Source organism: Halorhabdus sp. CUG00001 (genome assembly GCF_009797925.1).
Classification (GTDB): Archaea; Halobacteriota; Halobacteria; order Halobacteriales; family Haloarculaceae; genus Halorhabdus.
Window position 1 is genome coordinate 2,051,778 of record NZ_VOLB01000001.1, and the last position, 21,777, is coordinate 2,073,554.

A 21,777-nucleotide genomic window follows, 5' to 3' on the forward strand; every position below is an offset into this window, starting at 1 on the left:
TACTTTGACAGAGATAACAACCATTAAGTACGCATACGGTACGTAGTTGTAACGTACACCAATGGGGGTGCTGTTTGCGGGTGAGGTCCAGTGGTTGGTTGGCAGCCTCTCCAGCAACGGCGTCGTGTTGATCAGTTTCGGTCTCGACGCGCTCGTCGAGTGGATCAACACGCAGATCTTCAATGCGGTGTTCACGCTGATCGGGTATCTCCTCAACGGGTCGATGCAGACGCTGTTGCACCTGAACCCGACTGCACTCAAGCAGTTTCAGGACATGTGGGAGCTGTCGGTGGGGATCTATTTCGCGCTGTTGACAGTCTTTGCGCTGGCCCACCTCGGGATGTTTCAGTTCTTCCCGGACGGCAAGAAGTCGGACCCGTATCGGTTCGCCGGGCGGGCACTGGCGGCCACGCTGTCGTTGTTCATCATCAACCCCCCGGGGTGGGGGCCGACGCTGTGGGGGCAGGGATTGTTCGCCGCAGCGTTCCAGGTATCGAACGCGACGATCGACATGTTCCTGGAGTCGACGACGTTCACGATATCGGCGAGTCCGAACACGGGCGGCGTGGGATCGTTCGTGCTGTTGTTGTTCGGGCTGGTGATGGGGTTGATCGTCACCATCGGGCAGTTGCTCATGTTCGTGGTGTTGATCGCCCGGAAGGTAATCGTCTACCTGACCTACGGCCTCTATCCCTTGCTGATCGTGTTCTGGATCGGCGAACTCGGCCCACTGAAGTACGCGAAGGCGGTGAGCGAGAAGCTATTCAAGGCGACGGGGATGTTGATCCCGGGTGGCATCCTGATCGCGGGCGTGTTCGCGGTGGGGATGGAGTTTGCGACGGGGACGCTGGCGATGCTGGCGGGCGGGTCGGTCGGCTCGGGCGGGGTCGATGGGGCGTTCGCGTCGGGGAATTCGGTGCATCCACTGCTGGCGGCGGCGATGCCGTTGATGGCAGTGACGGCGATGAACCTGGTGGCGATCACGTACGTGGTGAAGTGGTTGAGCGGTGCGATGGGTGGTGCGGCAAGCAAGATGACGGGCAAAGCGAAGAGTGCGATGAAGGGTGGGGCAAGCAAGGCGAGCAGAGCGGTGTCGGGCGGTGCAAGCGGCGGAATGGTCGGTGGGATGAGTGGCGGACTGATGGGCGGCGGCGATCAGACGGCAGTAAACAACCGATTTGGCGGTGGGTCACCAGCCCCAGCGGGTGCTGCTGGCGGTGGTGGCGGTCGTGACGAGCGTGATTCGAAGACGGTCACCGATACAGCGCCGGACTTAGAACAGTCCTCACTGAATCAGTACGGTGAGGGCAGGCTGGCCGAAGGCCAGCGCGAGGAATACACCGAGCCCGGTCGTGAGGAGTACGAAGAGCCTGATGCCGACAGTGGGGAGCGTAGTGGAGACGTGGAGGGTCGCCTCGACAGACTCGAAAGCGAGGTAGATGCAGGGAGCGAAGAAGATCCGGCAGCGTCGTACACGCCGGGAGAATTAACAATAGACGAAGCGAAGTCGATGACGGACAACGAGGAGATGGCAAAGACGATGGTGGCGATGGATGAGAAGATGGCGTCACTGTCCGAGCCCGATGAGTCGACGGCGATGGGTCAGGAGGCGGCGAAAGGCGCGGTTGCCGGAGCAGCGGGCGCGGGCGCAGGGCAAACGGTCGGTGCGGTGCTAGGCGGCATCGGTGGATCAATTGCAGGGCCAGCTGGGACTGTAGCAGGAGCGGCACTGGGTGGTGCAATCGGCGGGGCGGCAGGCGGTATTGGCGGCCACGCAGCGTCGCGGATGGTCGGCGAAGGGTCAGTGCGAGGCGGCCTCGAACGCGTGTCGGACGCGACGAGTGGGATAACGAACAAGACCAAACAGACGTTTTCGGATGCCTTGCCTGGCGGTTCGGGCGAAGGCGAGTCGGGGAGTGAGGAGTCAGCGAATGTCGGAGACACAGATGGAAAAGATGCAATTAGAAATGACTAATAATATCTATGGAAACTGAAATAACTGGGTCTCACCCCGAGCAAGGCATTGGAGTTGATGTGTACGACGAAAACGACCACTACCACTGGCTTGCGATAATGTGGGATGGCTCCGTTGATGCGCATGAAACCGACGACTACCCCCACGAACCAGAAGACCGAACGGACGACGAGCAGCGGATCATGTGCCAGGTCGAGGAGCGCTCCCGCTACGCGGCTCAACAGGAGTTTCCGGATGCAGACATCCTGGATCCGCTGTGGGACCCGGAGCATATCGAAGAAGGGCTCGAAGCGTTGACGAACTACCCATTAGCAGATTTCCAAGAGCAGTTCAGAGACTACTACGAAGCGTTGCAGCGGCCGTCAGAGTTCGTGGACGACCCGAAGATGGACCCAGAGACGTCGGGGATTGCGAAGCCATTCCGAGTACGCAATGGCCAGGTCGTAGAGGTCTCAGATATCGAGATAGTCTACGAGCGGACAGACGGAACGGCACACTCGACGGGGAAGACGTGGGAGTACCCGCGCGAGGAACTGATATTCTGCAAAATGCCACGAATAGCGTTCGAGGACCACATCACGTTCGAAGAGCACTTCCCGGATTTTCTGGTCAATCACCTGATGGCCCAAATACGAGACATCTACCTGAATATGGGTGAGCAGCCACCGCGGGAATACCGGGTGCAGGGGCACGGAAAATTAGATATCTACGGCGACGAAGACGGATCGGCCGAAGAGTTGCTGCTAGAGGGAATGTAGGTAGAGAAGAGTCGTGTTGCAGTGTCGTCGCGGTCCCCAGCGTTCGAAGGTTTGGAACGCCCTGGTAGCAAAGCCGTCGACTGGCGAGGAGCGTAGTGGAGACGTGGAGGGTCGCCTCGACAGACTCGAAAGCGAGGTAGGTGCTGAAGACGAGGCGTCCGAAGCCGAGAGCGACGAGAGCGTGGTGATGGACGAGCAGGCCTACACAGAGCTAGCTGGTGGTGACAAGCACCTGGCCCAGCAGTTGCAGGCGCGAGACGAACTACTCCAAGAAAAGCTCGAAGGTGCCCAATCAGAGGGACTTTCGAAGACTGTCGGTCGGAAAACGGCGGGTGCGGCGGCCGGGATGGTCGTTGGAACAGCACTGGGCGGGCCAGCGGGAACGCTGGTCGGGGCGGCGGTCGGGGCGGCAGCCGAGCGCAAGAGTGGGCCGCCTATCGAGAAGGGTCAGAGCTTAGCCAGGCAGTTGCCAGATACGGTCCGATCCGGGTTTACCACGGTCGAATCGAAGGCTTCCGAGTACCGGGACTGGGCAGACACAACAGTTGATGACATTCAAGAGCGCGTCTTCGATGACGCTGGCGGTTCGGGCGAAGGCGAGTCGGAGAGTGCGGGCCAAAGTAACGATAGTAGTGGGCGTAAGGAATTCAATTAAATATGGATGCAGAAATATACGGTCACGACGAGGCAAATTGTGGTGTGGAGGTAACCGATGAGAACAATTACCTTCATTCCGTTCTTGTAAATTGGAATGGGGATATTGATGGACATTACGTAGATGAATACCCCCACGACCCAGACGACCGGACTGAAGAAGAACAACGTATCATGTCCCAGGTCGAAGAACGCGCCCGCTACGAAGCCCAGCAGGAGTTCCCCGAGGCAGATATCCTGGATCCGATGTGGGATCCGGAGCATATCGACCGCGGAATCGAAGCGCTGGTGAATCACCCACTGGAGCAATTCCACGAGGAATTCAGAGACTTTTACGAGGCGCTGGACGATCCGGTCGCGTACCTGGGCGAGTCATACGATGGTGTCGAAGACGATTCCTTCACGATCACGAAGTCGTACACGCTGTCGCCAGATGATCGCATTGAGGTGGTCGATGACGTATCGATCTCGTATCGGCGTACCGACGGCACGGCACAGCGAGTCGGGCCGTTTCGCGAGCCGGGAGAGGGCGTCGTCGTCTGTGGGATGCCCTGGTTGGAGTTTAACGACGATTATAATTTCGAGGAAGAGTTCCACGACTTGGTTGTGACGCATTTGCTCGCCCAGATACGCGATATCTATTTCCACATGGGCGAGGAACCACCAGACGAGTACAAGGTACAGGGGATCGGCAAGCGTGATATCCACGGCGATGGAATTGGCGAGACGTAATTAACCAGCGAGCAAGGAATGATCGTTGAGCAGCCCGCGCTGTCAGGCGGCGTGATGGGCGGTGGTGATCAGACGGCAGTGAACAACCGATTTGGCGGCGGCCCGGCTCCGGCAGCGGCGTCGGCTGCTGGCGGTAGTGGCGGTCGTGACGAGCGTGATTCGAAGACGGTCAATGATACAGCGCCAGACTTAGAGCAGACGCCGATGTCGGCCTTAGAAAGTGACCGCCTGGCCGAGGCCGACAGCGACCGGCAGGAATACACGTCCCCGGAGAGCGAGTCCGAGCAATCCACCGCGGATGATTCAGAGCCGACGACGAGCACCGAATCGTCCGATGGGGTCGAGGAGTCACCGTCGGATCTGGAGAGCCCGAAAGCGTCGGATATCCACTTCGAGGAGATCGAGCGCGAGGAGTTGGGTGAAGCGATGACGAAGATGGACGAGGAGGAACAGGGCAAGCTACTGTACGACGTGATGAACAAATCCCGGACGGTGGACCAGGCCCAGGGTGATGATGGGAACAAGTACCTGCGTGGAATCGGTGGAGATGCAGTGAAGGGAGCGGTGGGGACAGGAGTAGGGATAGCAGCTGCTGGTGGAGCAGCGCCGATGGTAGCGGCTGGCGCGATAGCAGGTGCAGCAGTGCTCGGCGCTGGCCAGGGGATTGCTGGGACTGGAATGGAATCGATCACGTCGAAAATCGGCCAAGGGAAGGACCTGAAGAACTCGTTCAAGAGTGAGCTATCAGAGTTCAAGTCGGAGCTGAAAGACTGGACGGAGAAGGGCTCGGTGAAAACGGCGGAGTGGCGCACTGGCGATGGCGAGTCGGCCGGCGGGAGTGCAAGCGCCGACCGTGGATCGACGGGAGATACCGAACACACAGAACACTTCGAAACTGAAACATGAATGTGGAAATAGCAGGTGCTAATGAAGGAAGCTCTGTAGGTGTACGGGTATTTGATGAAAACGACTACGAACACAGAATTACGATTAACTGGGATGGGTCAGTTCGAGTCCACGAAGTGAACGAGTACCCCCACGAACCAGCCGACCGAACGTTCGAAGAGCAGAAGCTGATGACGCAGGTAAAAGAGCGGGCGAAACTCGCGGCCCAACAGGAGTTTCCGGATGCAGAAATCCTGCCGGCAGGGTGGATTCCGGCAGAACTGGACCGGGCGATGCTGGCTTTAGAGACGCTCCACGTCGATGACTTCGCCGAGAAGTTCGAGGACTGCTACCGGATGCTAACGGATCCGGCCTCGGTACCGGAAGTGACAGAGGGATCGGCAGAGATCCTGCACCAGCCGTTTTTGATCAACGATGCGGACGAGGTGGCATACGTGCCGACGCCAGTCATCCAGTATCGAGACGAGTCGGGGGAGGCTCACTACACGGCACGGGAGTCGCGATACGAGGAACTAGTGGGCGAACCCCATCTGACGAAGTTTCAGATCACACTCCCGCCGCTGGAATTCGACGAGGGTGCCTACGAATTCCCGGACGGGTTCCAGATATTCATCATCGAGCATCTGTTGGCCCAACTTAGAGACGTCTATCGGCACGTGGGTGAGGAACCACCGGAGTACTGCAAGGAAACGGACATCTGGGGCAAGCCACTGACGACGGAAGACGAGGAATACTACGACTAGTGACGACGAGCGTGGTGAGTGGTGGCGTTGGGCGGTCGATTCACACGACGCCGGACTTAGAACAGTCATCGCTGGATCAGTACGGTGAGGGCGGGCTGGCCGAAGGCCAGAGCGAACGCGAGGGTACACCGAGCCCGGACGTGAGGAGTACGAAGAGCCATCGAGCGAGGAGCGTAGTGGAGACGTGGAGGGTCGCCTCGACAGACTCGAAAGCGAGGTGGATGCCGAGGACGAGGCGTCCGAAGCCGAGAGCGACGAGAGCGTGGTAATGGAGAAGGAGGCCTACATGGAGATGGCCGGTGGCGACGAGCAACTGGCCGAGCAGTTAGAAGCGCGCGACGAGATGATCGAGTCGAAGCTGAGTGATGATAGCACGGCAAAGGGGATGACAAAGGAGATAGCGAAACAAGGCGTCTCAGTGGCAGTCGGCACAGCGATCGCTGGCTCTGGGCTTGGTGCAGCAGGCGTGGCAGGGATGGCGTTAGCGACGGGAGCGCAGGCGGCTGCGGGCGGGATTGGCGGGTACATGGCAGCGCGAAGTATCGATGAGGGAGCGTTGGGGACGTTCAAAGAAGCGAAGACAGCAGTGACAGATAGCGCGTCGGCGGTAAGTGAGTACACACGAGATACGGTGAGCGAGTACTACGGCACTGGCGGTTCGGGCGAAGGCGAGTCGGGCGGAGGGGATGGTGTTGACCACTCTGACAACCGTTTCTCATAATTTGTAGACAACAATGAAAACCGACATATTGGGGCACGATGAAAAAGCAATTGGCGTTGAGGTAATTGACGAGTGTGACATTCGTCATATTGTAAATATCGAATGGGATGGTTCTATAGAGAAACATTCTCGGGATGAAGGGACATATCCAAAGGAACCAGACGACCGGACAGACGAGGAGCAGCGGATCATGTGCCAGGTCGAGGAGCGCGCCCGCTACGAAGCCCAGCAGGAGTTTCCGGATGCAGATATCCTGGATCCGATGTGGGATCCGGAACACCTCGATGCGGGACTCGAAGCATTGATCAATTACCCGTTGGACCGATTCCACGAGCAATTCAGAGACTTCTACGAGGCGTTGGCCGATCCAGCAGCATTCATTGAGAAGCCGTCGATCAACCTGGAGGGTGTGGTGGTGCTGAAGGTGTTCCGCTTCCAGGGAAGTGAGATACTGGACGTCGCACCGGTATTCGTTCGGGAGGTACTCAACGAGCGAGAAGCAAACGATTACGGAACGTTCCCCGATTATCCCGAGGACGAACAGATCGTGTGTGCCATCCCAGCCTTAGAGTTCGAGGAGGGGTTCACCTACGAAGAGGACTTCCACGAGTTGGTGGTGGAACACGTGATGGCACAGATACGAGATCTATACCTGCACATGGGCGAGGAACCACCGGAGGAGTATCTGGTGCAGGGGGTCGGGAAACTCGACATCCACGGCGATGGCATTGGCGAGACGTAGGGTTCGAAACGACCCACTGGGAGCTGTTCTGAAGGGTCCTGGAGCCTCCGAAGCGGCGATGCCGTTGATGGCAGTGACGGCGATGAATCTGGTGCCGATCAGACGCCGGTCTACGATCCGGGCATTCGATGAAGGAGTCTAAGACAGCGGTCACATCGTTCCGTTCCGATTGCTGTTGCCATAGATGGTTCCCAAGTTGCCAAATCGATCAGTCAACGTCCGATCGATGGCTTCGAATCGGCCGAGACCGAGAACACGCTGGTGATTGACGCTGACGGCGCGGGCGAAGGCGTCGAACAACACTGCTTTCAGAAGAGCTGACGCGGAGCGTTCGAGTGAGTGGACGGATAGACGCAAACGTTTTGCCGACACACAGATAACCTCGAATCAGCATGCCGGACTGTCCACTCGCCGACGATTGCCCCGAATTTACCGAGCGGATCGAGGGGATGGGGTGTACCCACTATGGCGACCGTGGGGGCGCCGAGTGGTGCAACCACTACAACCAGCCGATCTCGGATCTGCAGTCACAGCCAGTCAAGCCGGGCGAGGAAGTCGTGGTGACCGTCGAAGACATTCACGAGAGCGGGGCCGGCGTCGGCCGCACTGAGGACGGATTCATCCTGCTGATCGATGGCGTCCTGCCGGAAGCAAAGGCCCGTGTCAAGGTGACGACCGTCCACTCCAATCACGCCCGTGCAGAGGAACTCGAACGCCTGCCGATGGACGACGAACAACCGCAAGCGGACCCAGCGGACACCGACGAGCCCGTCGACGAGGAGCCAGACGACGATCGTGACGGCCCGGATCGGCCCGAACTCGGCAGCCGTGATAACTTCTGGGGCAGCTAAGTACCCGCCTCGGCCGCCATATGTCGTCAGATATCTCGCCACAAGCCACTCCCCGTGGCCCTTTTTGAGACGCCGTTCGATTTCCGAACATGGATCTCGAGCTATCGGGCAACGTTGCGCTCTGTACCGCAGCCACCAGCGGCCTGGGTCTCGCCAGTGCCCAATCCCTCGCCGCCGAAGGCACGAACGTCGTCGTCTGTGGCCGGACCGAATCCCGACTGGAAACGGCCCGCGAGCGACTCCAAGCGGCGGGACCGGGCGACGTTCACGCCATCGAGGCCGATATCACCGAGCCCGATCACGCGACAGCCTTGGTCGAGGAAACAGTCGAGACGTTCGGCGGCTTAGATCACGTGGTGACCAGCGCCGGTGGCCCGCCCAGCGGCTCGTTCATGGACACCCCGGTCGAAGCGTGGCACGATGCCTACGAACTCCTCGTTATGAGCGTCGTCCGCCTGACCCGCGCAGCGTATCCATACCTCCAGGAAAGTGCGGCGGGAACGATCGTCAACATCACGTCCCGGTCGGTCAGGGAAGTCATCGACGACCTCGTGCTCTCGAATGCGGTCCGACGTGCTGTCATCGGCCTGATGCAGACCCAGGCGCGGGAGTTCGCCCCTGACGTGCGGGTCAATGCCGTCTTGCCAGGCGCACACGAGACGGCCCGGATCGAGGAACTGATCGACGATGCGGTCGATCGTGGGGAGTACGACAGTTACGAGGCGGGCTACGCGGACTGGGCTCAGGACGTCCCGATGGAACGTATCGGTGAGCCACGGGAGCTTGGCGATGTCGTCGCGTTCGTATCTAGCCCCCGGGCGAGTTTCGTGACGGGCACGGCCGTTCCCGTCGATGGCGGGTCGATCAGGGAGTGACCTACCGGCCATCCGGGCGCGTCATCGAGAGAGCGATCATGACGCCGACGGCAATCACCGAGACGCCCATCGCACCGACGTACCCGACTGGCGGCATCTCGCCCCACGGCGGGTTCGGATAGAAGAAATCGACGACCAACACGACGATCGCGCCCAGAGAGACCATCACTGACAGGGCAAAGCCCCAAAACCAGAGGTACCCGCGCATACGGTAGCGTTCTCCGGGATGACTAAAGGAACTTCCGGGTGCCTGCCCACCGCTACAGCTACCCGCGTCACTCCATTTCCGTTTGGCGTGATACTGCGCGCTGTACCTGGGGCGCTCCCTTACCACGTTTCGACGGTGCCGTCCGCGATGTCTTCGATACAGCCCTGGCAGTCGGGATGGTCGGCGTCCAAACAGTGGGGTCGGCCCTCCTCATCGAGCCGAACGGTCCGTCGCTCGGCGTGTCGCCGACAGACGATCCGTGCCTGGCCCTGCTCGTCTACGGGCAGATCCTCCTGGGCCGACCGCTTGGCATCGTCGTAGGCCTGCCTGGCTTCGGCCAGCTGGCGGCCAGCCGATCGAAGCGTCGATCGAACCAGGTTGGTGAGGTGATCGTCCTCGGCCATACGTCTCCATCTGGACTGGCCAGCTATCAATCTTCGCGCCCCGGATTTCACTTTCGGTCCGCTCGCCGCGATTTTAAATAGGAGGGCGACCAAGCTTCGGGTGTCTCCCACCGAAAACACGCGGAGACAGCACAGCTATGACGGATTTGCATACCCACGCGGAAGAGATACACGAGCAGTTTGCCGACCAGCTCGACGTTTCGATCGACGACATCGAGGAACGCCTCGAGACGCTGGTCGAGGAGTACCAGGTTCCGATCAGTGAGGCCCGCCGGAGTGTCACCAACTCCTATCTCGACGAGGCTGACCTGGAGCGCGAGGACATTCGCAGCGGCGATGGGGGCAACGAAACTGTCCAGGCCGCCGACGTCGACGCACCTGAAGAGTGGGTGGACATGACTGCGAAAGTCGTCGAGCTCTGGGACCCACGGAGCGACGCTGTCGCCCAGGTCGGTCTGCTTGGTGACGGGACGGGGACGATCAAGTTCACCAAGTGGTCGAAGTCAGATCTGCCCGAACTCGACGAGGGCAAGACGTACCACCTCCGGAACGTCGTCACCGACGAGTACCAGGGTCGATTCTCGGTGAAGCTCAACCGGACGACCGTCATCGAGGAGGCCGACGAGGACATCGAGGTCGGCGACGATTCCCTGGAAGTCGAGGGGGCCTTGGTCGACGTCCAGAGTGGCAGTGGGCTGATCAAGCGCTGTCCGGACGACGACTGTACGCGCGTCCTCCAGAACGGCCGCTGTTCAGAACACGGTGAAGTCGAAGGCGAGTTCGACCTGCGGATCAAGGGCGTCCTGGACGATGGCGACGACGTTACCGAGGTCATTTTCGATCAGGAAGCCACCGAGAATCTGACCGGGATCACCTTAGCGGAGGCCAAAGACATGGCGATGGATGCACTGGACACGAGTGTCGTCGCCGACGAGATGCGCGAGAAGATTCTCGGGCGCTACTATCGCGTCCAGGGGCCGACCTTCGGTCGGTACTTGCTGGCCGACGACGTAGCGCAACTCGACGATGCCGTCGATCCTGAAGCGGCCCTCATCAAAGCGAGGTCGATATAATGGCTGCAACACCGACCCGAGAGGTTGCCCAGCGTGTCTTTGCCGGCGAGTTCAACGACGCAACCTACACGTTCAAGGAGAGTGACGACGACCGCGCGCCGGTGTACGTCCTCCTCCCGACCGGCGAGCGTGCCAATCGTGTGTTCATCGTCGGCACGCTCACCGAGACCGAGGACGTCGGCGAGGATAGTGAATACTGGCAGGGGCGGGTCGTCGATCCCAACGGCGACACGTTCTTCGTCTACGCCGGGCAGTACCAGCCCGACGCGGCCTCAATGTTGCGGGAACTGGAGGCGCCCGCCTACGTCGCCATCGTGGGCAAACCCCGCACCTACGAGACCGACGACGGCGAGGTAAACGTCTCCGTTCGCCCCGAGTCGATCACGCCGGTCGACGAGGGAACCCGCGACCGGTGGGTCGTCGAGACGGCCGAGCGGACCCTCGAACGCGTCACCCAGTATCGCGAGGCCGACCCTTCCCAAGAAGAGTTCGCGCCCGACGAGTACGTTCGCATGGCCCACGAAGAGTACGAACCGGCCATCGAGAACTATCGCCGACTCGTCGTCGATGCCCTCGAAAGTCTCGACGAGGAGACCGAGACAGAGACCTAACAGTTGTCGTTGGGTCGCGTCGGCTCACAACGCACGAGGCCAGGTACTGCCGCCGGCAATCGTCTGACAAATCATTAAGTAGGTGCGCGAGGGACCGTCCAACAACAATGGGCAACAAAAACAAGACGATCTCTTTTCGGGTCAGCGAAGAGAAATTCGAGACCCTCAGGGAGATCGCCGAGGAGCGTGATCTCTCGTTGTCGGCGGTCTTCCGTGATTACGTCGACAAGCTCGTCGACCACAACGGGCAAATCGAGGTCGTCCCCGAGCACGAACTCAACGGCGGCGAGGAGAGCGACGACGATTCGTTCCCACCGAAAGTCGAGGTGCCAAAGGCCTTCATTCGCGAACACGAGCGCCTCGAACTCGAAGCCGACCACCTCCGGGAACAGTTAGAGGAGTACAAACGCTACGTGACGAATCTCCGAGACGAACTCGATGGCGACGAGGAAGAGGTCATCATGCTCGAAGAGTTAGATGCTAGCGACGAGGAAGACAGCGAGTCGGCCTATCGGATCGGCGAGTTCGAAGAGCCCTAGACCGTCCCTACAGCAACTGTTCGCGTCTGTGCTGTGCCTCTCGCGCGACGTCTCCTTCGCCGTCGACGTCTGCCAGTGATTCGATCGCTTCTAGCGTCCGGACCGAATTGTCGAGAAAGGAGAGCACATCGCCGGGATAGGCATACAGCATGTAATCGTCGCCCATCACGTCGACGATGGCGTCGGGGCCGAGCCCGTTGGCACGCAGTTCGAGCAGATAGTGGGCGAACTTCTCCTGCGGGTGGCCACAGTGCGGTGCCGACTCACAGTCACAGTCCATGAAATCCTCGGCGAAGTCCATGACTCGATCCTGGGTTGCGTCGTCCAGATTCGCCAGATTCTCCCCGCGAAAGAGCACGTCCAGGGTCGCACCGGCGAAGGCACTCTTGGGAAACGACTGTTCCAGCTGGGAGACCAGCTGGCGGTGGTTCTTGACGTACACTTTGTCGGTGATCGCCACGGTAGCTCAATCGACGTGATGGGCGGGCAAAAGCGTCCCGGACGCTGGTGACGTCCCGTTTTTCCATCCCGCTTGGCGGGCACTGTTCGGTCGGCGTAGATAAAGCTCGAAGCACCTAGATCAAACGTCTTTAGGGCACCTAGATCAAACGTCTTTAGGTATCGTTCGCGTAGCATGTGTATGAGCGAGACCGAACACGAGCACGAGAAGACACCGGCTGGCAAGCAGACGGCAGTCACCGTCACGGATCACCTTCAGCACGCGCTGGGTGCCACAGACGACGAAAACGTCGAGTACCACCTCACCACGGCCTTAGAGATGCTCGTCGGCCAAGACCAGTAACCGTGCGCTTGTCGGTGGCCAGCATCGAGACAGCCTGAGCACGGTCGGCGGGCACTTCCGAGCAGCACTTTTGGACCCGATCGAGAGCGCGATACCGGGAGTGGCTTCCAGAGGCTCCTGCCCGGTGTGGGCCAGTACCCGTCCCGACGCTGCTGTCTTCGGGCAACCGTCACTACTGCAATCGACCTCCCTAATCGTCGCCTGCAAGCCCGCTGGTACCGCCCCTCAGGTCCGTTGCCCACACGCCTTCGTCGAGATCGAGTGCGTCGTTCCACTTTCCGACGACCGTCGACACAGCGAGGTCACCGGTGACGTTGTTCATGGTCGCAATCCGTCCGAGGATGGGATCGACGCCGGCGACGAACCCAACGACCTCGAGTGGGAGCCCGACCTGCGTGAGAATCACCGTGAGCATGACGATCCCAGCCCCTGGGACGCCTGCGGTTCCAATACTGATGAGGACAGCAACGAGCAACACGAACACTTGCTCGGGCACCGCGAGTGGCTGTCCAACGGCGTTCGCGGCGAACATGACCGTGATCGCCTGCCGGATCGCAGCGCCGTCCATGTTCGCCGTCGCCCCGACCGGGAGCGTGAACGAATAGATGCGCTCGCCGATGCGAAGATCCTCTTCGGCGTTGCGCATCGTGACCGGGAGCGTTCCGGTCGACGAACGTGTCGCGAACGCCGTCACCATCGCATCTTTTGCCCCGCTGAGGAACGCAATCGGGGACACGTCGACAACTACACCCATGAGAACGATCAGGTAGGTAAAGACGATGTGTACGACGATCGCGATCGCGATCGCCAACACGAGTTCACCAAGCGAGGTGAACACGCCGATGCCCTCGGTCCCGATGCCGGACGCCATCAACGCGAAGATGCCGAGGACACCGAATTCGAGGACGCCTCGAACGATCACGAACATCGCCTCGGCACCGACTTCGAACGCTTCGAACACCGAATCAACAGCGTCTGCGAACTGTGCTTGTTGTGAGCGGACGTAGGTCAGCGCGATGCCAAAGACGATGACGAAAAACACCGTCGCGAGCAAGTTCCCTTCGGCAAGTGCCGCGACGGGATTGTTCGGGACGATACCGAGAATTACCTCCATCAACGACGGTGGTGCCTGTGATTGGGCCTCGCCACTGACAAACTCGACTCCTTTCCCAGGTTGGAGTACGTTCGCAACGACGAGACCGATGACTCCCGCAAACGTTGTCGTCACGGCGTAGAGGGCGACTGTCGCTCCACCGATCTTCCCGAGTTTCGCCGGCGAGAGTTGTCGAATCCCGGTGAGGAGTGTGAAGACGATAATCGGGATGACCAACATATTGAGCAGCCGAAGAAAGAGCTCGCCTACCGGCTGTACGACGGCCATCCGTTCGCCGAATGCAATGCCAGCGGCCGATCCCACCACGAAGGCGACGAAGATACGCCAGATGAGTGGAACCGACCGATATTGACTCCACAAGCGACTCCCGACAGTTACCATGTTCTACAGCACCCGCTGGACTCCCAAAGCGCCGTCCGCCCCGCCAGTATCTGGGGCCATCTCTGATCGACTTTCGTTTGGGCAAAGCTAGCCCTATTTCGATATATCGGATGTATATTGTAACTTATCGCAGGTTTCCTGGATACTCATGGGTGTATACTCTATATATCTGCCTTATTTTAACCAGATGGGATCACAGCGAGCTATAGTTACTGGCAACTTTTGCAGGCTTTTTGGCTGTCAGTGTTCGTGACGACGGCTGCTTCGTTCGACGGTCTTGGGGTGGACCCCGGGCTGTCGTCTCTCAGACCACGCTGTAGTCGATGTGCGCCAGCCACTCGCATCCGTCCATGCTTTCGACCAGAAACCCACGCTCCAACGTTCTCGCCGGCACCTGAGCAAGCTCATGTCTCGACGGCCAGTCCTGTAGGGTCACGTCTGGCCGCTTTAAACGGGGAGAGCGTGAGTTACGTTCCTTCGACGAGTCGTTCGAGTTGTTCGGGCGGGACTGCACCCCGAGCCCCCTGCTCGTCGTAGACGAACGTCGGGACTCCTCTCACACCGGCTTGCTGGGCTTCGGTGAATCGTTTCCGCAGCCGGTCGCGAAGGTGTTCGTCGGCGACTGCTGTTCGAATCTCGTCTCCGTCGATTCCCGTCTCCGCTGCAATGTCAGCCAGTACGTCACCGTCACCGATATCTTTCCCATCGATCCAGAGCGCTTCGAAGATCGCTTCGTCGAAAGCGAGCCACTGCTCGGGATATTCTGTCTTCACGTAGAACGAGGCAACCTGGGCGTCGAGTGAATCCAAATCTTCGGGGAGCTCCTCGAACTCGAGCATCTCGTCTGCGCCGTACTCCGCTTTCAATCGGGCGACGTTCTGTCGGGCCTGCTCGAAATAGTCCTCGTCTTTGCCATCGTCGATCGAGTGATCGATCTCACCGTCGGGACCGCGCTTGTGACGCCGGAGATCGAACGGCTGCCAGTCGATTTCGAGGGCCGTATCGCGTGTCTCCTGATACGCCTCTAATGACTGTCGACCCAAGTAGCAAAACGGACACACGTAATCCGAATACACCGTGATTTGATCGTCGCGTCCTTCCATCGTGTCTCAACACGCCCGCCAACTGGATAAGGCTTCCAGTGGCCGGAATCGTGGTTGGGACTGTTGTCAGTTTGTCTCGGTATGTGGGCCTGTACAGCACTGTCAGTATCGCTGCACCCGACTCGATCGGGTATACCGGTCGTGGTCGTTTGTCCGGCGGCCTGTTCGGCGTGTGCTCTGGGCTCGATCAGTGTCTCGTCGAAGTCGCCGTGACCCCGTGTGTTTCCGGGTGCTGCTGGACTCGGCCGCCCCGCCACCGCTGATAGCACGACGGCTCTGGGACTCCCATGGGGGAGCGTCGTCCGGGCGCGGGAATCTGAACCACGGTCGTTTCGCTCACTCTGTTCGCTCTACTCCCTGATTCAATTCCCTTTTGGGATGTTCGGTTGCTCAGGTTCGTCCCCAGACAGAAAGTCCGGACGCGGGAATCTGAACCGAAGGAAGAAATGCTCGTTTGCCCCGCTCACTGCGCGTTCCTTCCAGGGTTCAATTTCGCCCATAGACCGGTGGCTCGTCACGTCTGTGTCTCAAAAAGGTCCGGGCGCGGGAATTGAACCCACGTCTTGGCCGCCACAGGGCCAAAGGATACCACTACCCTAGCCCGGACACGCACGTGAACGTAGCCGAGTTCGAGTAAAATACGTTACGACTTGTGATCCACCGGTACTTAGATTGCGAGAAGGTTCGTTCCCTGTCTCAGTCCCGCCTGCCCCTCTCATTACTCACCGGAGTAGTCACTCGTCACTGCAGCAAGCGCCGGGCCAGCCAGCCGACCAGGAGACCCACTGTGAGAGCGCCGGCCAGCTGTCGGCGGTCACTGACCCGGACGAACCGTGTGCCATCCTCCGTGATTTCGAGCGCACCGACCGGTTTCGCCATCCCGCCGCCGCCACCGCCAGCCCCAGACCCGCTTCCGGCAGGCTCGCTTTCGCCCTCCGTTTCGGTGCTCGTGGCCGATCCCTCGCCGACGCCACCGCCAAACCCGTAGGCGACTCTGGCGACGGGGACGACAGTCCGGCCGTCGCGGTCGATCGGGTCGCCGTAGACGCGCTCGACGCTCGCCCTTTCGGTGATCTTCTCGACGGCCGTGGTCATCGCATCCGGGACCTCCATGGCTACGCGTACTGTCGCCCGCCGGTAAGATAACCGTTCGTGTGGGGCGGGGTTGCGTTCGCTCCCTTTCGGCGATTCGATCTTGCCGTGTTGGCTCTCGAAGAGTAAGGTATAGCAGTGTCGCCCCCCCAGAGTGGGCCAACGATGCCAGCAGAGCACGACCAGCGAGAACGTGGGTTCGACCACACTCAGATCGAACCCGCCTGGCAGGAAGCGTGGGACGAGGCGGACGTGTTCCGCATCCCCGACGACGCCGAGGACCCGGCGTACGTCCTGGCGATGTTCCCCTACACGTCGGGGAATCTCCACATGGGGCACGTCCGGAATTACACGATTACCGACGCCTTCGCCCGCTTCGAGCGGATGCGCGGCGAAGATGTCCTCCATCCGATGGGGTGGGACTCGTTTGGCCTGCCCGCAGAGAACGCCGCCGAGCAACGAGACACCAATCCGCGAGATTGGACCCTCGATTGCATGGACTCGATGCGTGAACAACTCACACGCATGGGCTTTGGCTACGATTGGGACCGGGAACTGGCCACCTGCGATCCCGACTACTACCGCTGGAATCAGTGGTTGTTCCAGCGCTTCCAGCAGGAAGGGTTGGTCGAACGCCAGGCCGCCGAGCTGAACTGGTGTCCGTCCTGTGAGACCGTCCTCGCAGACGAACAGGTCGAAGGCGAGGCAGAGCTGTGCTGGCGGTGTGACACACCGATCGAACACCGTGAGATGGATCAGTGGTTCCTGACGATCACGGACTACGCCGAGGAACTCCTGGCGGATCTGGATGGCCTCGAGGGCTGGCCGAACAACGTCCGGGAGATGCAGCGCAACTGGATCGGCAAACAGGAGGGCGCGAGCGTCGCCTTCGAAATCGACGGCTACGGCGCGGTGGATATCTTCACGACGCGACTCGACACGATCTACGGCGCAACTTACTTCTCGTTGGCGCCTGGTCACCCCGTCGCCCAGGAAATCGCCGAATACAACGACGAGGTTGCCGAGTACATCGAGATGGCCGAGCAGGCCGAGGAAGACGACCTCGACGTCACCTCGGGCGTGTTCACCGGCGAGTACGCGATCAACCCCGCCACGGGCGCGGAGATTCCGGTCTACGTCGCCGACTACGTGCTGACGGACGTCGGGACGGGTGCGCTCTACGCCGTCCCCGGCCACGACGACCGCGACCACGAGTTCGCGACGGCCCACGACATCCCGATCCAGCAGGTCGTCGAACCAGTCGAGGCTGCCGAGGCTGATCCCGAGGCTATCGACGTTCAGGAAGCGGCCTACACCGAGGACGGCGTGCTGATAAACAGCGGCGAGTTCGATGGACTGGAAAGTGAGGAGGCCCGCGACCGGTTCGTCGCCGAGTTCGACGGCGAGCACCGAACCGAGTACAACCTGCGAGACTGGGGCATCTCCCGGCAGCGCTACTGGGGCACGCCGATCCCGATGGTGTGGTGTGATGACTGTGGCGCGGTACCTGTCCCAGAAGAGGACCTCCCGGTCGAACTCCCGGAGTTCGTCCACACGACCGGCAACCCACTCGACGCCACAGAGGACTGGAAGCACGTCGCGTGTCCCGACTGTGGAGGAGATGCCGTCCGGGAGACCGACACGATGGACACCTTCATCGGGTCGTCGTGGTACTTCCTGCGATACGTTTCGCCGGGCTTGGAGGATGCCCCCTTCGACACCGAGCGTGCCACAGAGTGGATGCCCGTCGATCAGTACGTCGGCGGGATCGAACACGCCGTGATGCACTTGCTGTACGCCCGCTTTTTCACGAAGGTCCTCGACGATATCGACCTGCTCGATGGCGTCCGCGAACCGTTCGAGAACCTGACCAACCAGGGGATGGTGCTGGGCGAAGACGGCCTCAAGATGTCCAAAAGCCGCGACAATGGTGTCTCCCCCCAGCGGATCATCGACGAGTACGGGGCCGACACGGCTCGGCTGTTCATCATGGAGGCCGCCCAGCCCGAGAAGGAGTTCGCCTGGAGCGGGGAGGGCGTTCGCTCGGCCCATGACTTCCTGCAGAGCCTCTACGAACTCGCCAGTGCGTATTCGAGCGGGGCTGTCGAGACGACCACCACAGGCGACGGCGATATCGCCGCGTACGTCGCCCGCGAGATCGAGGCGACGGCCGCAAGCGCCACGGACGAATACGAAGACTTCCGGTTCAACCACGCTCTACAGGCGGTCCGGGAACTCGTCTCGCTGCTCCGGCGCTACCGGGAGGTCACGGCCGTCGATCCCGAGACCTTCGAGGACGGACTGATCACGGCGACGAAGTTGCTCGCGCCGGTCGCCCCGCACGTCGGCGAGGAGATCTGGGCCGAACTCGGCAACGATGGGCTGCTCGCCGAAGCCGACTGGCCGGATGCCCAAGCGCCCGAAGGCTACGACCTCGAAGGCCGCCTCATCGAGGGCACTCGCGAGGACGTTCGAGATATCGTCGAGACGGTCGGAATCGAGGATCCCGCGGCGATCACCCTCGCCGTCGCGCCCGCGTGGAAACACGACGTGGCGGACATCGCTCGCGAGGCCGACAACGTGGTGCCGGCGGTCATGCAAAACGAGGGCCTCCAGCAACACGGCGAGGCTGCAGCGGACTTCGCGAAGGACCTGGCGGCTCGCGGCCACGTCGAAACGTTCCTCTCCCCCGAGCGCGAGCAGGCGGCACTCGAACGGGCCGCCTGGCTGATCGAACGCGAATTCGAGGCTAGCGTGACGGTGCTGGCTGCCGAAGATGCGCCCGACGACCTCGCCGGGGCGGCCGAACCCGGTCGGCCGGCGATCGACATCGCTGAATAATCACAGACGGGTGGCCTTCACGCAGAGGAACACTGGTTCGTTGGATTCGGTTTCGTAGCGCTCCGGCCGCCGTTCTTCGAAGGCTGCGGTCGGCTGTGGTTCGCAGACTGCATCCAGCCGAAATCCGGCCTCCAACAGTGGGTCGATGATCGCTTCGAACGGCCGTCTGTCGTACGGAACGTCCACGGCCCACTCGTGGGTCTGTTCTTCGACCGCGTAGTACGTCGATGACTCGTCCGCCTGGAAGGTGTCCAGCGGATGCATCACGGAGAAGACGAGAAAGCCACCGGATTCGAGGAGCCGTGCAAACTCCGAGAGTGGGGTTTTCCACCGTTCGACGTAGCCGAGTGCGAGGGAGCTAACGATACCGTCGAAGTCGTCGTCGTCCGCAAACGTGAGTGCGTCGCCGAGGTCCCCACGCGTCGAGGGCATCTCGCTGGTCGACAGTCTCACCGGCAATTTCGAGTCTGCTGAACCCGCGGGCGACGTAGATATCGAGAGCGCGGCGGACGCGGCGGCCGAGGCCGACGTCGCCGTCGTCTTCGCCCGCGACGTCGCGACCGAAGCCCTCGATCGGGAGTCACTCGCACTGCCCGATCGCCAGGACGAACTGATCGAGGCCGTCGCCGAGGCCAACGACCGGACGGTCGTCGTGCTCAACACGAGCGGGCCGGTTGAGACGCCCTGGCGCGATGCGGTGGCGGCCATCGTCGAGAACTGGTACCCCGGCCAGGCCCACGGCGAGGCCATCGCTGCGGTCCTGTACGGCGACCGGGATCCCGCCGGCCGACTCCCGGTCACCTTTGCATCCGAGGGAACGTACCCGACCGCCGACGAACAGCGGTTCCCGGGCGTCGACGGGAAGGCCCACTACGAGGAGGGCGTCTTCGTCGGCTACCGCCACTTCGACGCCGCCGACGCCGAGCCGACGTTCCCCTTTGGCGACGGCCACTCCTATGCGGACTTCGAGTACGTCGAGGCGACGCTCGCGGGCGACACGCTCACAGTCACCGTCGAGAACGTCGCCGAGCGAGCGGGCACCGAACTCGTCCAGGCCTACGTTCGCCCGCCGACTGTCGCGGGCGTCGACCGCCCCGAACGGGAACTCGGTGGCTTCGCGGCCATCGATCTGGACGCTGGAGAGCGAACGACCGTCACGATCGACCTCGACGACCGCGCATTCGCCCGGGACGACGAGGGGGCGGGCTGGACGGTCGATTCCGGCGAGTACGTGATCGAAGTCGCTCGCTCCTCGCGGGACGCCCGGATCGAACTGACGACCGAGCGATAGTGGACTGTTGGGCCTGGACTCGGCGACGGACTGCCGGCGGCGCGTGTTTTATACCCTCTCTCCGAGTACGAACCACCATGAGCACGTCCAATGGGGACTCCGAGTCTGTCGTCGAGACGCTCCGGACGGTGACGCCTCTCTCGACGGACAGTCCCGATACTCAGATGAATTTCTTCGGCTACATGGTCGCTGCCCCAATTTTCGTCATTTTGCTCCCGCTGTTGCCGTTCGTCGTCGCGGGATGGCTCGTTTCGAAGGGGCTCGGTGCACTCCGGGGGAGTTGAGACGACCGCAAACCTGTTCGGACTGTTGGGCGAGCAGTCAGGACGTGGTGTCGACCAACCGATAGTCCTCGCCGAGCCCCGCGGCCTGTGCACTCTCGTAGGCCACGTGGCTCGCTGCGACGTCCTGGATTGCAAGCCCGGTCGAGTCGAAGACGGTCACGCCGGTGGCTTCCGTCCGGCCGGGAACTTCCCCGGCGACGACGGCCCCGAGTTCGGCCCCAATGTCGTCGTCGGTCAGGACGCCCTCGCTGTAGGGGACGTTGAGTTCCCCGGAGTGAACACACTGCTCGTAATCGTCGATGACGAGCCGGGCGTCTTCGAGGACGGCGTCGGCGATCTCGTGTTTTCCGGCTGCGTCGGCCCCCATGGCGTTGACGTGGGTCCGCTCGCCGACTGCCATGACGATCGGGTCCCTGACGGGCGTGATCGTCGACACCACGTCGCAGGCGGCCGCTTCGTCGATCGTCCCCTCGCGCACGTCGAAGCGATCCCCAAACCGATCCAGAAACGCCTCGACGGCAGCGCGATCGGTGTCGGCGACGATCACGGTCTCGATGTCTCTGACTGTCGCGATGGCCGCGAGTTGCGTGTATGCCTGTTGTCCCGCACCGACGAGGCCGAGCGACGACGCGTCCTCGCGAGCGAGGTACTTCGTGGCGACGGCCGCTGCTGCGCCGGTCCGCAAGCGCGTGATCGTCGTCCCGTCCAGGATCGCCAGCGGGAATCCGGTCTCGGGGTCGGTGTAGACGATCGTCCCCATGACCGTCGGCAGGTCGTGGTCGGCGGGGTTGTCGGGGTGGACGTTGACCCACTTGACGGCCGCCCCCTCGAACTCGCCCGTATCCAGATAGGCCGGCATCGATCGGAAGTCCCCGCCATACTGGGGTAAGTCGACGTAGGATTTGGCGGGCATCTGGGCGTTCCCGCGGGCCTCGGCGACGAAGGCCGCCTCGACGGCGTCGACCACGTCGCCGATCTCGATTACACTCTTCACTGCTTCGGGGCCGAGCAGGACCGTCTCCATGGGTAAGTATGACTAGCCTGCGTACTTAAGCAGTGGTCCGGTTGTCGCCGTAG

The 21,777-nt window shown here is 61.3% G+C and carries 25 protein-coding genes, 1 tRNA gene and 1 pseudogene; 17 read left to right on the plus strand and 10 right to left on the minus strand.

All coding sequences use genetic code 11. The features are described 5' to 3' along the window. The first annotated feature begins 61 nt into the window (after positions 1 to 61). The 8 genes from FR699_RS10165 (at position 62) to FR699_RS10200 (ending at position 7,231) form a co-directional block, all read left to right on the plus strand. The gene (locus tag FR699_RS10165) at positions 62 to 1,975 is read left to right on the plus strand and encodes a hypothetical protein (protein WP_158855341.1); all 1,914 of its coding nucleotides are present in this window, start codon (positions 62 to 64) and stop codon (positions 1,973 to 1,975) included. A gap of 8 nt (positions 1,976 to 1,983) precedes the next feature. Then, positions 1,984 to 2,733 (plus strand): hypothetical protein, encoded by a 750-nt coding sequence (locus FR699_RS10170; protein WP_158855342.1) that lies wholly within the window; start codon positions 1,984 to 1,986, stop codon positions 2,731 to 2,733. 103 nt (positions 2,734 to 2,836) lie between these two features. Further along, positions 2,837 to 3,388, plus strand: a complete 552-nt coding sequence (locus tag FR699_RS10175) for a hypothetical protein (protein ID WP_158855343.1) — start codon at positions 2,837 to 2,839, stop codon at positions 3,386 to 3,388. A gap of 173 nt (positions 3,389 to 3,561) precedes the next feature. Then, positions 3,562 to 4,119 carry a hypothetical protein gene (locus tag FR699_RS10180; protein ID WP_233263393.1) on the plus strand — a complete coding sequence of 186 codons (558 nt, stop codon included), beginning with the start codon at positions 3,562 to 3,564 and terminating at the stop codon, positions 4,117 to 4,119. A gap of 18 nt (positions 4,120 to 4,137) precedes the next feature. Further along, positions 4,138 to 5,025 (plus strand): hypothetical protein, encoded by an 888-nt coding sequence (locus FR699_RS10185; RefSeq protein ID WP_158855345.1) that lies wholly within the window; start codon positions 4,138 to 4,140, stop codon positions 5,023 to 5,025. 116 nt (positions 5,026 to 5,141) lie between these two features. Then, a complete protein-coding gene (locus FR699_RS10190; RefSeq protein ID WP_158855346.1) occupies positions 5,142 to 5,768 on the plus strand; it encodes a hypothetical protein in 627 nt (208 codons plus the stop codon). Between the two features lie 184 nt (positions 5,769 to 5,952). Then, positions 5,953 to 6,489, plus strand: a complete 537-nt coding sequence (locus tag FR699_RS10195) for a hypothetical protein (protein ID WP_158855347.1) — start codon at positions 5,953 to 5,955, stop codon at positions 6,487 to 6,489. A 190-nt stretch (positions 6,490 to 6,679) separates the two neighbouring features. Beyond that, on the plus strand, positions 6,680 to 7,231 hold the full coding sequence (locus FR699_RS10200; RefSeq protein WP_233263394.1) for a hypothetical protein: 552 nt from the start codon (positions 6,680 to 6,682) through the stop codon (positions 7,229 to 7,231). Between the two features lie 150 nt (positions 7,232 to 7,381). Here FR699_RS10200 and FR699_RS10205 read toward each other — a convergent pair whose 3' ends face one another. After that, positions 7,382 to 7,603 carry a hypothetical protein gene (locus tag FR699_RS10205; RefSeq protein ID WP_158855349.1) on the minus strand — a complete coding sequence of 74 codons (222 nt, stop codon included), beginning with the start codon at positions 7,601 to 7,603 and terminating at the stop codon, positions 7,382 to 7,384. 20 nt (positions 7,604 to 7,623) lie between these two features. Here FR699_RS10205 and FR699_RS10210 point away from each other — a divergent pair, with 20 nt between their 5' ends. After that, complete coding sequence (locus FR699_RS10210; RefSeq protein WP_154552865.1) at positions 7,624 to 8,082, plus strand: TRAM domain-containing protein; 459 nt, start codon at positions 7,624 to 7,626, stop codon at positions 8,080 to 8,082. An 89-nt stretch (positions 8,083 to 8,171) separates the two neighbouring features. Further along, positions 8,172 to 8,957 carry an SDR family oxidoreductase gene (locus FR699_RS10215; protein WP_154552864.1) on the plus strand — a complete coding sequence of 262 codons (786 nt, stop codon included), beginning with the start codon at positions 8,172 to 8,174 and terminating at the stop codon, positions 8,955 to 8,957. 1 nt (position 8,958) lies between these two features. Here FR699_RS10215 and FR699_RS10220 read toward each other — a convergent pair whose 3' ends face one another. Further along, positions 8,959 to 9,165, minus strand: a complete 207-nt coding sequence (locus tag FR699_RS10220) for a hypothetical protein (RefSeq protein WP_154552863.1) — start codon at positions 9,163 to 9,165, stop codon at positions 8,959 to 8,961. 119 nt (positions 9,166 to 9,284) lie between these two features. Next, positions 9,285 to 9,569, minus strand: coding sequence for a hypothetical protein (locus FR699_RS10225; protein WP_158855350.1), 285 nt, complete (start codon positions 9,567 to 9,569; stop codon positions 9,285 to 9,287). 137 nt (positions 9,570 to 9,706) lie between these two features. Between FR699_RS10225 and FR699_RS10230 the strand changes: the two genes are divergently transcribed. The 3 genes from FR699_RS10230 to FR699_RS10240 all read left to right on the plus strand — a co-directional run bounded on the left by FR699_RS10230 (position 9,707) and on the right by FR699_RS10240 (position 11,792). Next, positions 9,707 to 10,642: a replication factor A gene (locus tag FR699_RS10230; protein ID WP_154552861.1), complete on the plus strand. Its 936-nt coding sequence runs from the start codon at positions 9,707 to 9,709 to the stop codon at positions 10,640 to 10,642. After that, positions 10,642 to 11,253 carry an RPA family protein gene (locus FR699_RS10235; protein ID WP_154552860.1) on the plus strand — a complete coding sequence of 204 codons (612 nt, stop codon included), beginning with the start codon at positions 10,642 to 10,644 and terminating at the stop codon, positions 11,251 to 11,253. Before FR699_RS10230 ends, FR699_RS10235 begins: the two co-directional genes overlap by 1 nt. 107 nt (positions 11,254 to 11,360) lie before the next feature. Beyond that, positions 11,361 to 11,792, plus strand: coding sequence for a CopG family transcriptional regulator (locus tag FR699_RS10240; protein WP_158855351.1), 432 nt, complete (start codon positions 11,361 to 11,363; stop codon positions 11,790 to 11,792). A 7-nt stretch (positions 11,793 to 11,799) separates the two neighbouring features. On the opposite strand, the gene FR699_RS10245 is transcribed toward FR699_RS10240, so the two are convergent. Then, on the minus strand, positions 11,800 to 12,252 hold the full coding sequence (locus FR699_RS10245; protein WP_154552858.1) for a DUF5814 domain-containing protein: 453 nt from the start codon (positions 12,250 to 12,252) through the stop codon (positions 11,800 to 11,802). Positions 12,253 to 12,432: 180 nt separating this feature from the next. Between FR699_RS10245 and FR699_RS13215 the strand changes: the two genes are divergently transcribed. After that, positions 12,433 to 12,594 carry a hypothetical protein gene (locus tag FR699_RS13215; protein ID WP_195837582.1) on the plus strand — a complete coding sequence of 54 codons (162 nt, stop codon included), beginning with the start codon at positions 12,433 to 12,435 and terminating at the stop codon, positions 12,592 to 12,594. Positions 12,595 to 12,784: 190 nt separating this feature from the next. Here FR699_RS13215 and FR699_RS10250 read toward each other — a convergent pair whose 3' ends face one another. From FR699_RS10250 to FR699_RS10265, 4 genes are all read right to left on the minus strand, one after another. Beyond that, on the minus strand, positions 12,785 to 14,089 hold the full coding sequence (locus tag FR699_RS10250) for a dicarboxylate/amino acid:cation symporter (RefSeq protein ID WP_154552857.1): 1,305 nt from the start codon (positions 14,087 to 14,089) through the stop codon (positions 12,785 to 12,787). 467 nt (positions 14,090 to 14,556) lie between these two features. Beyond that, positions 14,557 to 15,192: a DsbA family protein gene (locus tag FR699_RS10255; RefSeq protein ID WP_154552856.1), complete on the minus strand. Its 636-nt coding sequence runs from the start codon at positions 15,190 to 15,192 to the stop codon at positions 14,557 to 14,559. A gap of 535 nt (positions 15,193 to 15,727) precedes the next feature. Then, positions 15,728 to 15,798, minus strand: a tRNA-His gene (locus FR699_RS10260). A gap of 135 nt (positions 15,799 to 15,933) precedes the next feature. Continuing rightward, entirely contained in the window at positions 15,934 to 16,305 is a 372-nt protein-coding gene (locus tag FR699_RS10265) for a spore germination protein GerW family protein (RefSeq protein WP_158855352.1), read from the minus strand. 144 nt (positions 16,306 to 16,449) lie between these two features. Here FR699_RS10265 and leuS point away from each other — a divergent pair, with 144 nt between their 5' ends. Then, on the plus strand, positions 16,450 to 19,125 hold the full coding sequence (leuS, locus tag FR699_RS10270; RefSeq protein WP_158855353.1) for a leucine--tRNA ligase: 2,676 nt from the start codon (positions 16,450 to 16,452) through the stop codon (positions 19,123 to 19,125). Here the strand turns inward: leuS and FR699_RS10275 are convergent, their stop codons facing one another. Further along, positions 19,126 to 19,557 carry a class I SAM-dependent methyltransferase gene (locus FR699_RS10275; protein WP_154552854.1) on the minus strand — a complete coding sequence of 144 codons (432 nt, stop codon included), beginning with the start codon at positions 19,555 to 19,557 and terminating at the stop codon, positions 19,126 to 19,128. Here FR699_RS10275 and FR699_RS10280 point away from each other — a divergent pair. Further along, positions 19,541 to 20,416: pseudogene (locus FR699_RS10280) on the plus strand (glycoside hydrolase family 3 C-terminal domain-containing protein); the annotation flags it as partial. The gene FR699_RS10275 and the pseudogene FR699_RS10280 overlap by 17 nt on opposite strands. 77 nt (positions 20,417 to 20,493) lie before the next feature. Further along, positions 20,494 to 20,700, plus strand: a complete 207-nt coding sequence (locus FR699_RS10285; RefSeq protein WP_154552852.1) for a hypothetical protein — start codon at positions 20,494 to 20,496, stop codon at positions 20,698 to 20,700. A 37-nt stretch (positions 20,701 to 20,737) separates the two neighbouring features. Here FR699_RS10285 and FR699_RS10290 read toward each other — a convergent pair whose 3' ends face one another. Then, positions 20,738 to 21,724: an ornithine cyclodeaminase family protein gene (locus tag FR699_RS10290; protein WP_158855354.1), complete on the minus strand. Its 987-nt coding sequence runs from the start codon at positions 21,722 to 21,724 to the stop codon at positions 20,738 to 20,740. Positions 21,725 to 21,777 lie beyond the last annotated feature (53 nt).

Bases quoted from the DNA above. Each gene is read 5' to 3' on its own strand.
- FR699_RS10165 (WP_158855341.1), top strand. From the start codon at position 62: ATGGGGGTGCTGTTTGCGGGTGAGGTCCAGTGGTTGGTTGGCAGCCTC.
- FR699_RS10170 (WP_158855342.1), top strand. From the start codon at position 1,984: ATGGAAACTGAAATAACTGGGTCTCACCCCGAGCAAGGCATTGGAGTT.
- FR699_RS10180 (WP_233263393.1), top strand. From the start codon at position 3,562: ATGTCCCAGGTCGAAGAACGCGCCCGCTACGAAGCCCAGCAGGAGTTC.
- FR699_RS10185 (WP_158855345.1), top strand. From the start codon at position 4,138: ATGATCGTTGAGCAGCCCGCGCTGTCAGGCGGCGTGATGGGCGGTGGT.
- FR699_RS10200 (WP_233263394.1), top strand. From the start codon at position 6,680: ATGTGCCAGGTCGAGGAGCGCGCCCGCTACGAAGCCCAGCAGGAGTTT.
- FR699_RS10210 (WP_154552865.1), top strand. From the start codon at position 7,624: ATGCCGGACTGTCCACTCGCCGACGATTGCCCCGAATTTACCGAGCGG.
- FR699_RS10215 (WP_154552864.1), top strand. From the start codon at position 8,172: ATGGATCTCGAGCTATCGGGCAACGTTGCGCTCTGTACCGCAGCCACC.
- FR699_RS10220 (WP_154552863.1), bottom strand. From the start codon at position 9,165: ATGCGCGGGTACCTCTGGTTTTGGGGCTTTGCCCTGTCAGTGATGGTC.
- FR699_RS10225 (WP_158855350.1), bottom strand. From the start codon at position 9,569: ATGGCCGAGGACGATCACCTCACCAACCTGGTTCGATCGACGCTTCGA.
- FR699_RS10230 (WP_154552861.1), top strand. From the start codon at position 9,707: ATGACGGATTTGCATACCCACGCGGAAGAGATACACGAGCAGTTTGCC.
- FR699_RS10235 (WP_154552860.1), top strand. From the start codon at position 10,642: ATGGCTGCAACACCGACCCGAGAGGTTGCCCAGCGTGTCTTTGCCGGC.
- FR699_RS10240 (WP_158855351.1), top strand. From the start codon at position 11,361: ATGGGCAACAAAAACAAGACGATCTCTTTTCGGGTCAGCGAAGAGAAA.
- FR699_RS13215 (WP_195837582.1), top strand. From the start codon at position 12,433: ATGAGCGAGACCGAACACGAGCACGAGAAGACACCGGCTGGCAAGCAG.
- FR699_RS10250 (WP_154552857.1), bottom strand. From the start codon at position 14,089: ATGGTAACTGTCGGGAGTCGCTTGTGGAGTCAATATCGGTCGGTTCCA.
- FR699_RS10255 (WP_154552856.1), bottom strand. From the start codon at position 15,192: ATGGAAGGACGCGACGATCAAATCACGGTGTATTCGGATTACGTGTGT.
- FR699_RS10265 (WP_158855352.1), bottom strand. From the start codon at position 16,305: ATGGAGGTCCCGGATGCGATGACCACGGCCGTCGAGAAGATCACCGAA.
- leuS (WP_158855353.1), top strand. From the start codon at position 16,450: ATGCCAGCAGAGCACGACCAGCGAGAACGTGGGTTCGACCACACTCAG.
- FR699_RS10275 (WP_154552854.1), bottom strand. From the start codon at position 19,557: ATGCCCTCGACGCGTGGGGACCTCGGCGACGCACTCACGTTTGCGGAC.
- FR699_RS10285 (WP_154552852.1), top strand. From the start codon at position 20,494: ATGAGCACGTCCAATGGGGACTCCGAGTCTGTCGTCGAGACGCTCCGG.
- FR699_RS10290 (WP_158855354.1), bottom strand. From the start codon at position 21,724: ATGGAGACGGTCCTGCTCGGCCCCGAAGCAGTGAAGAGTGTAATCGAG.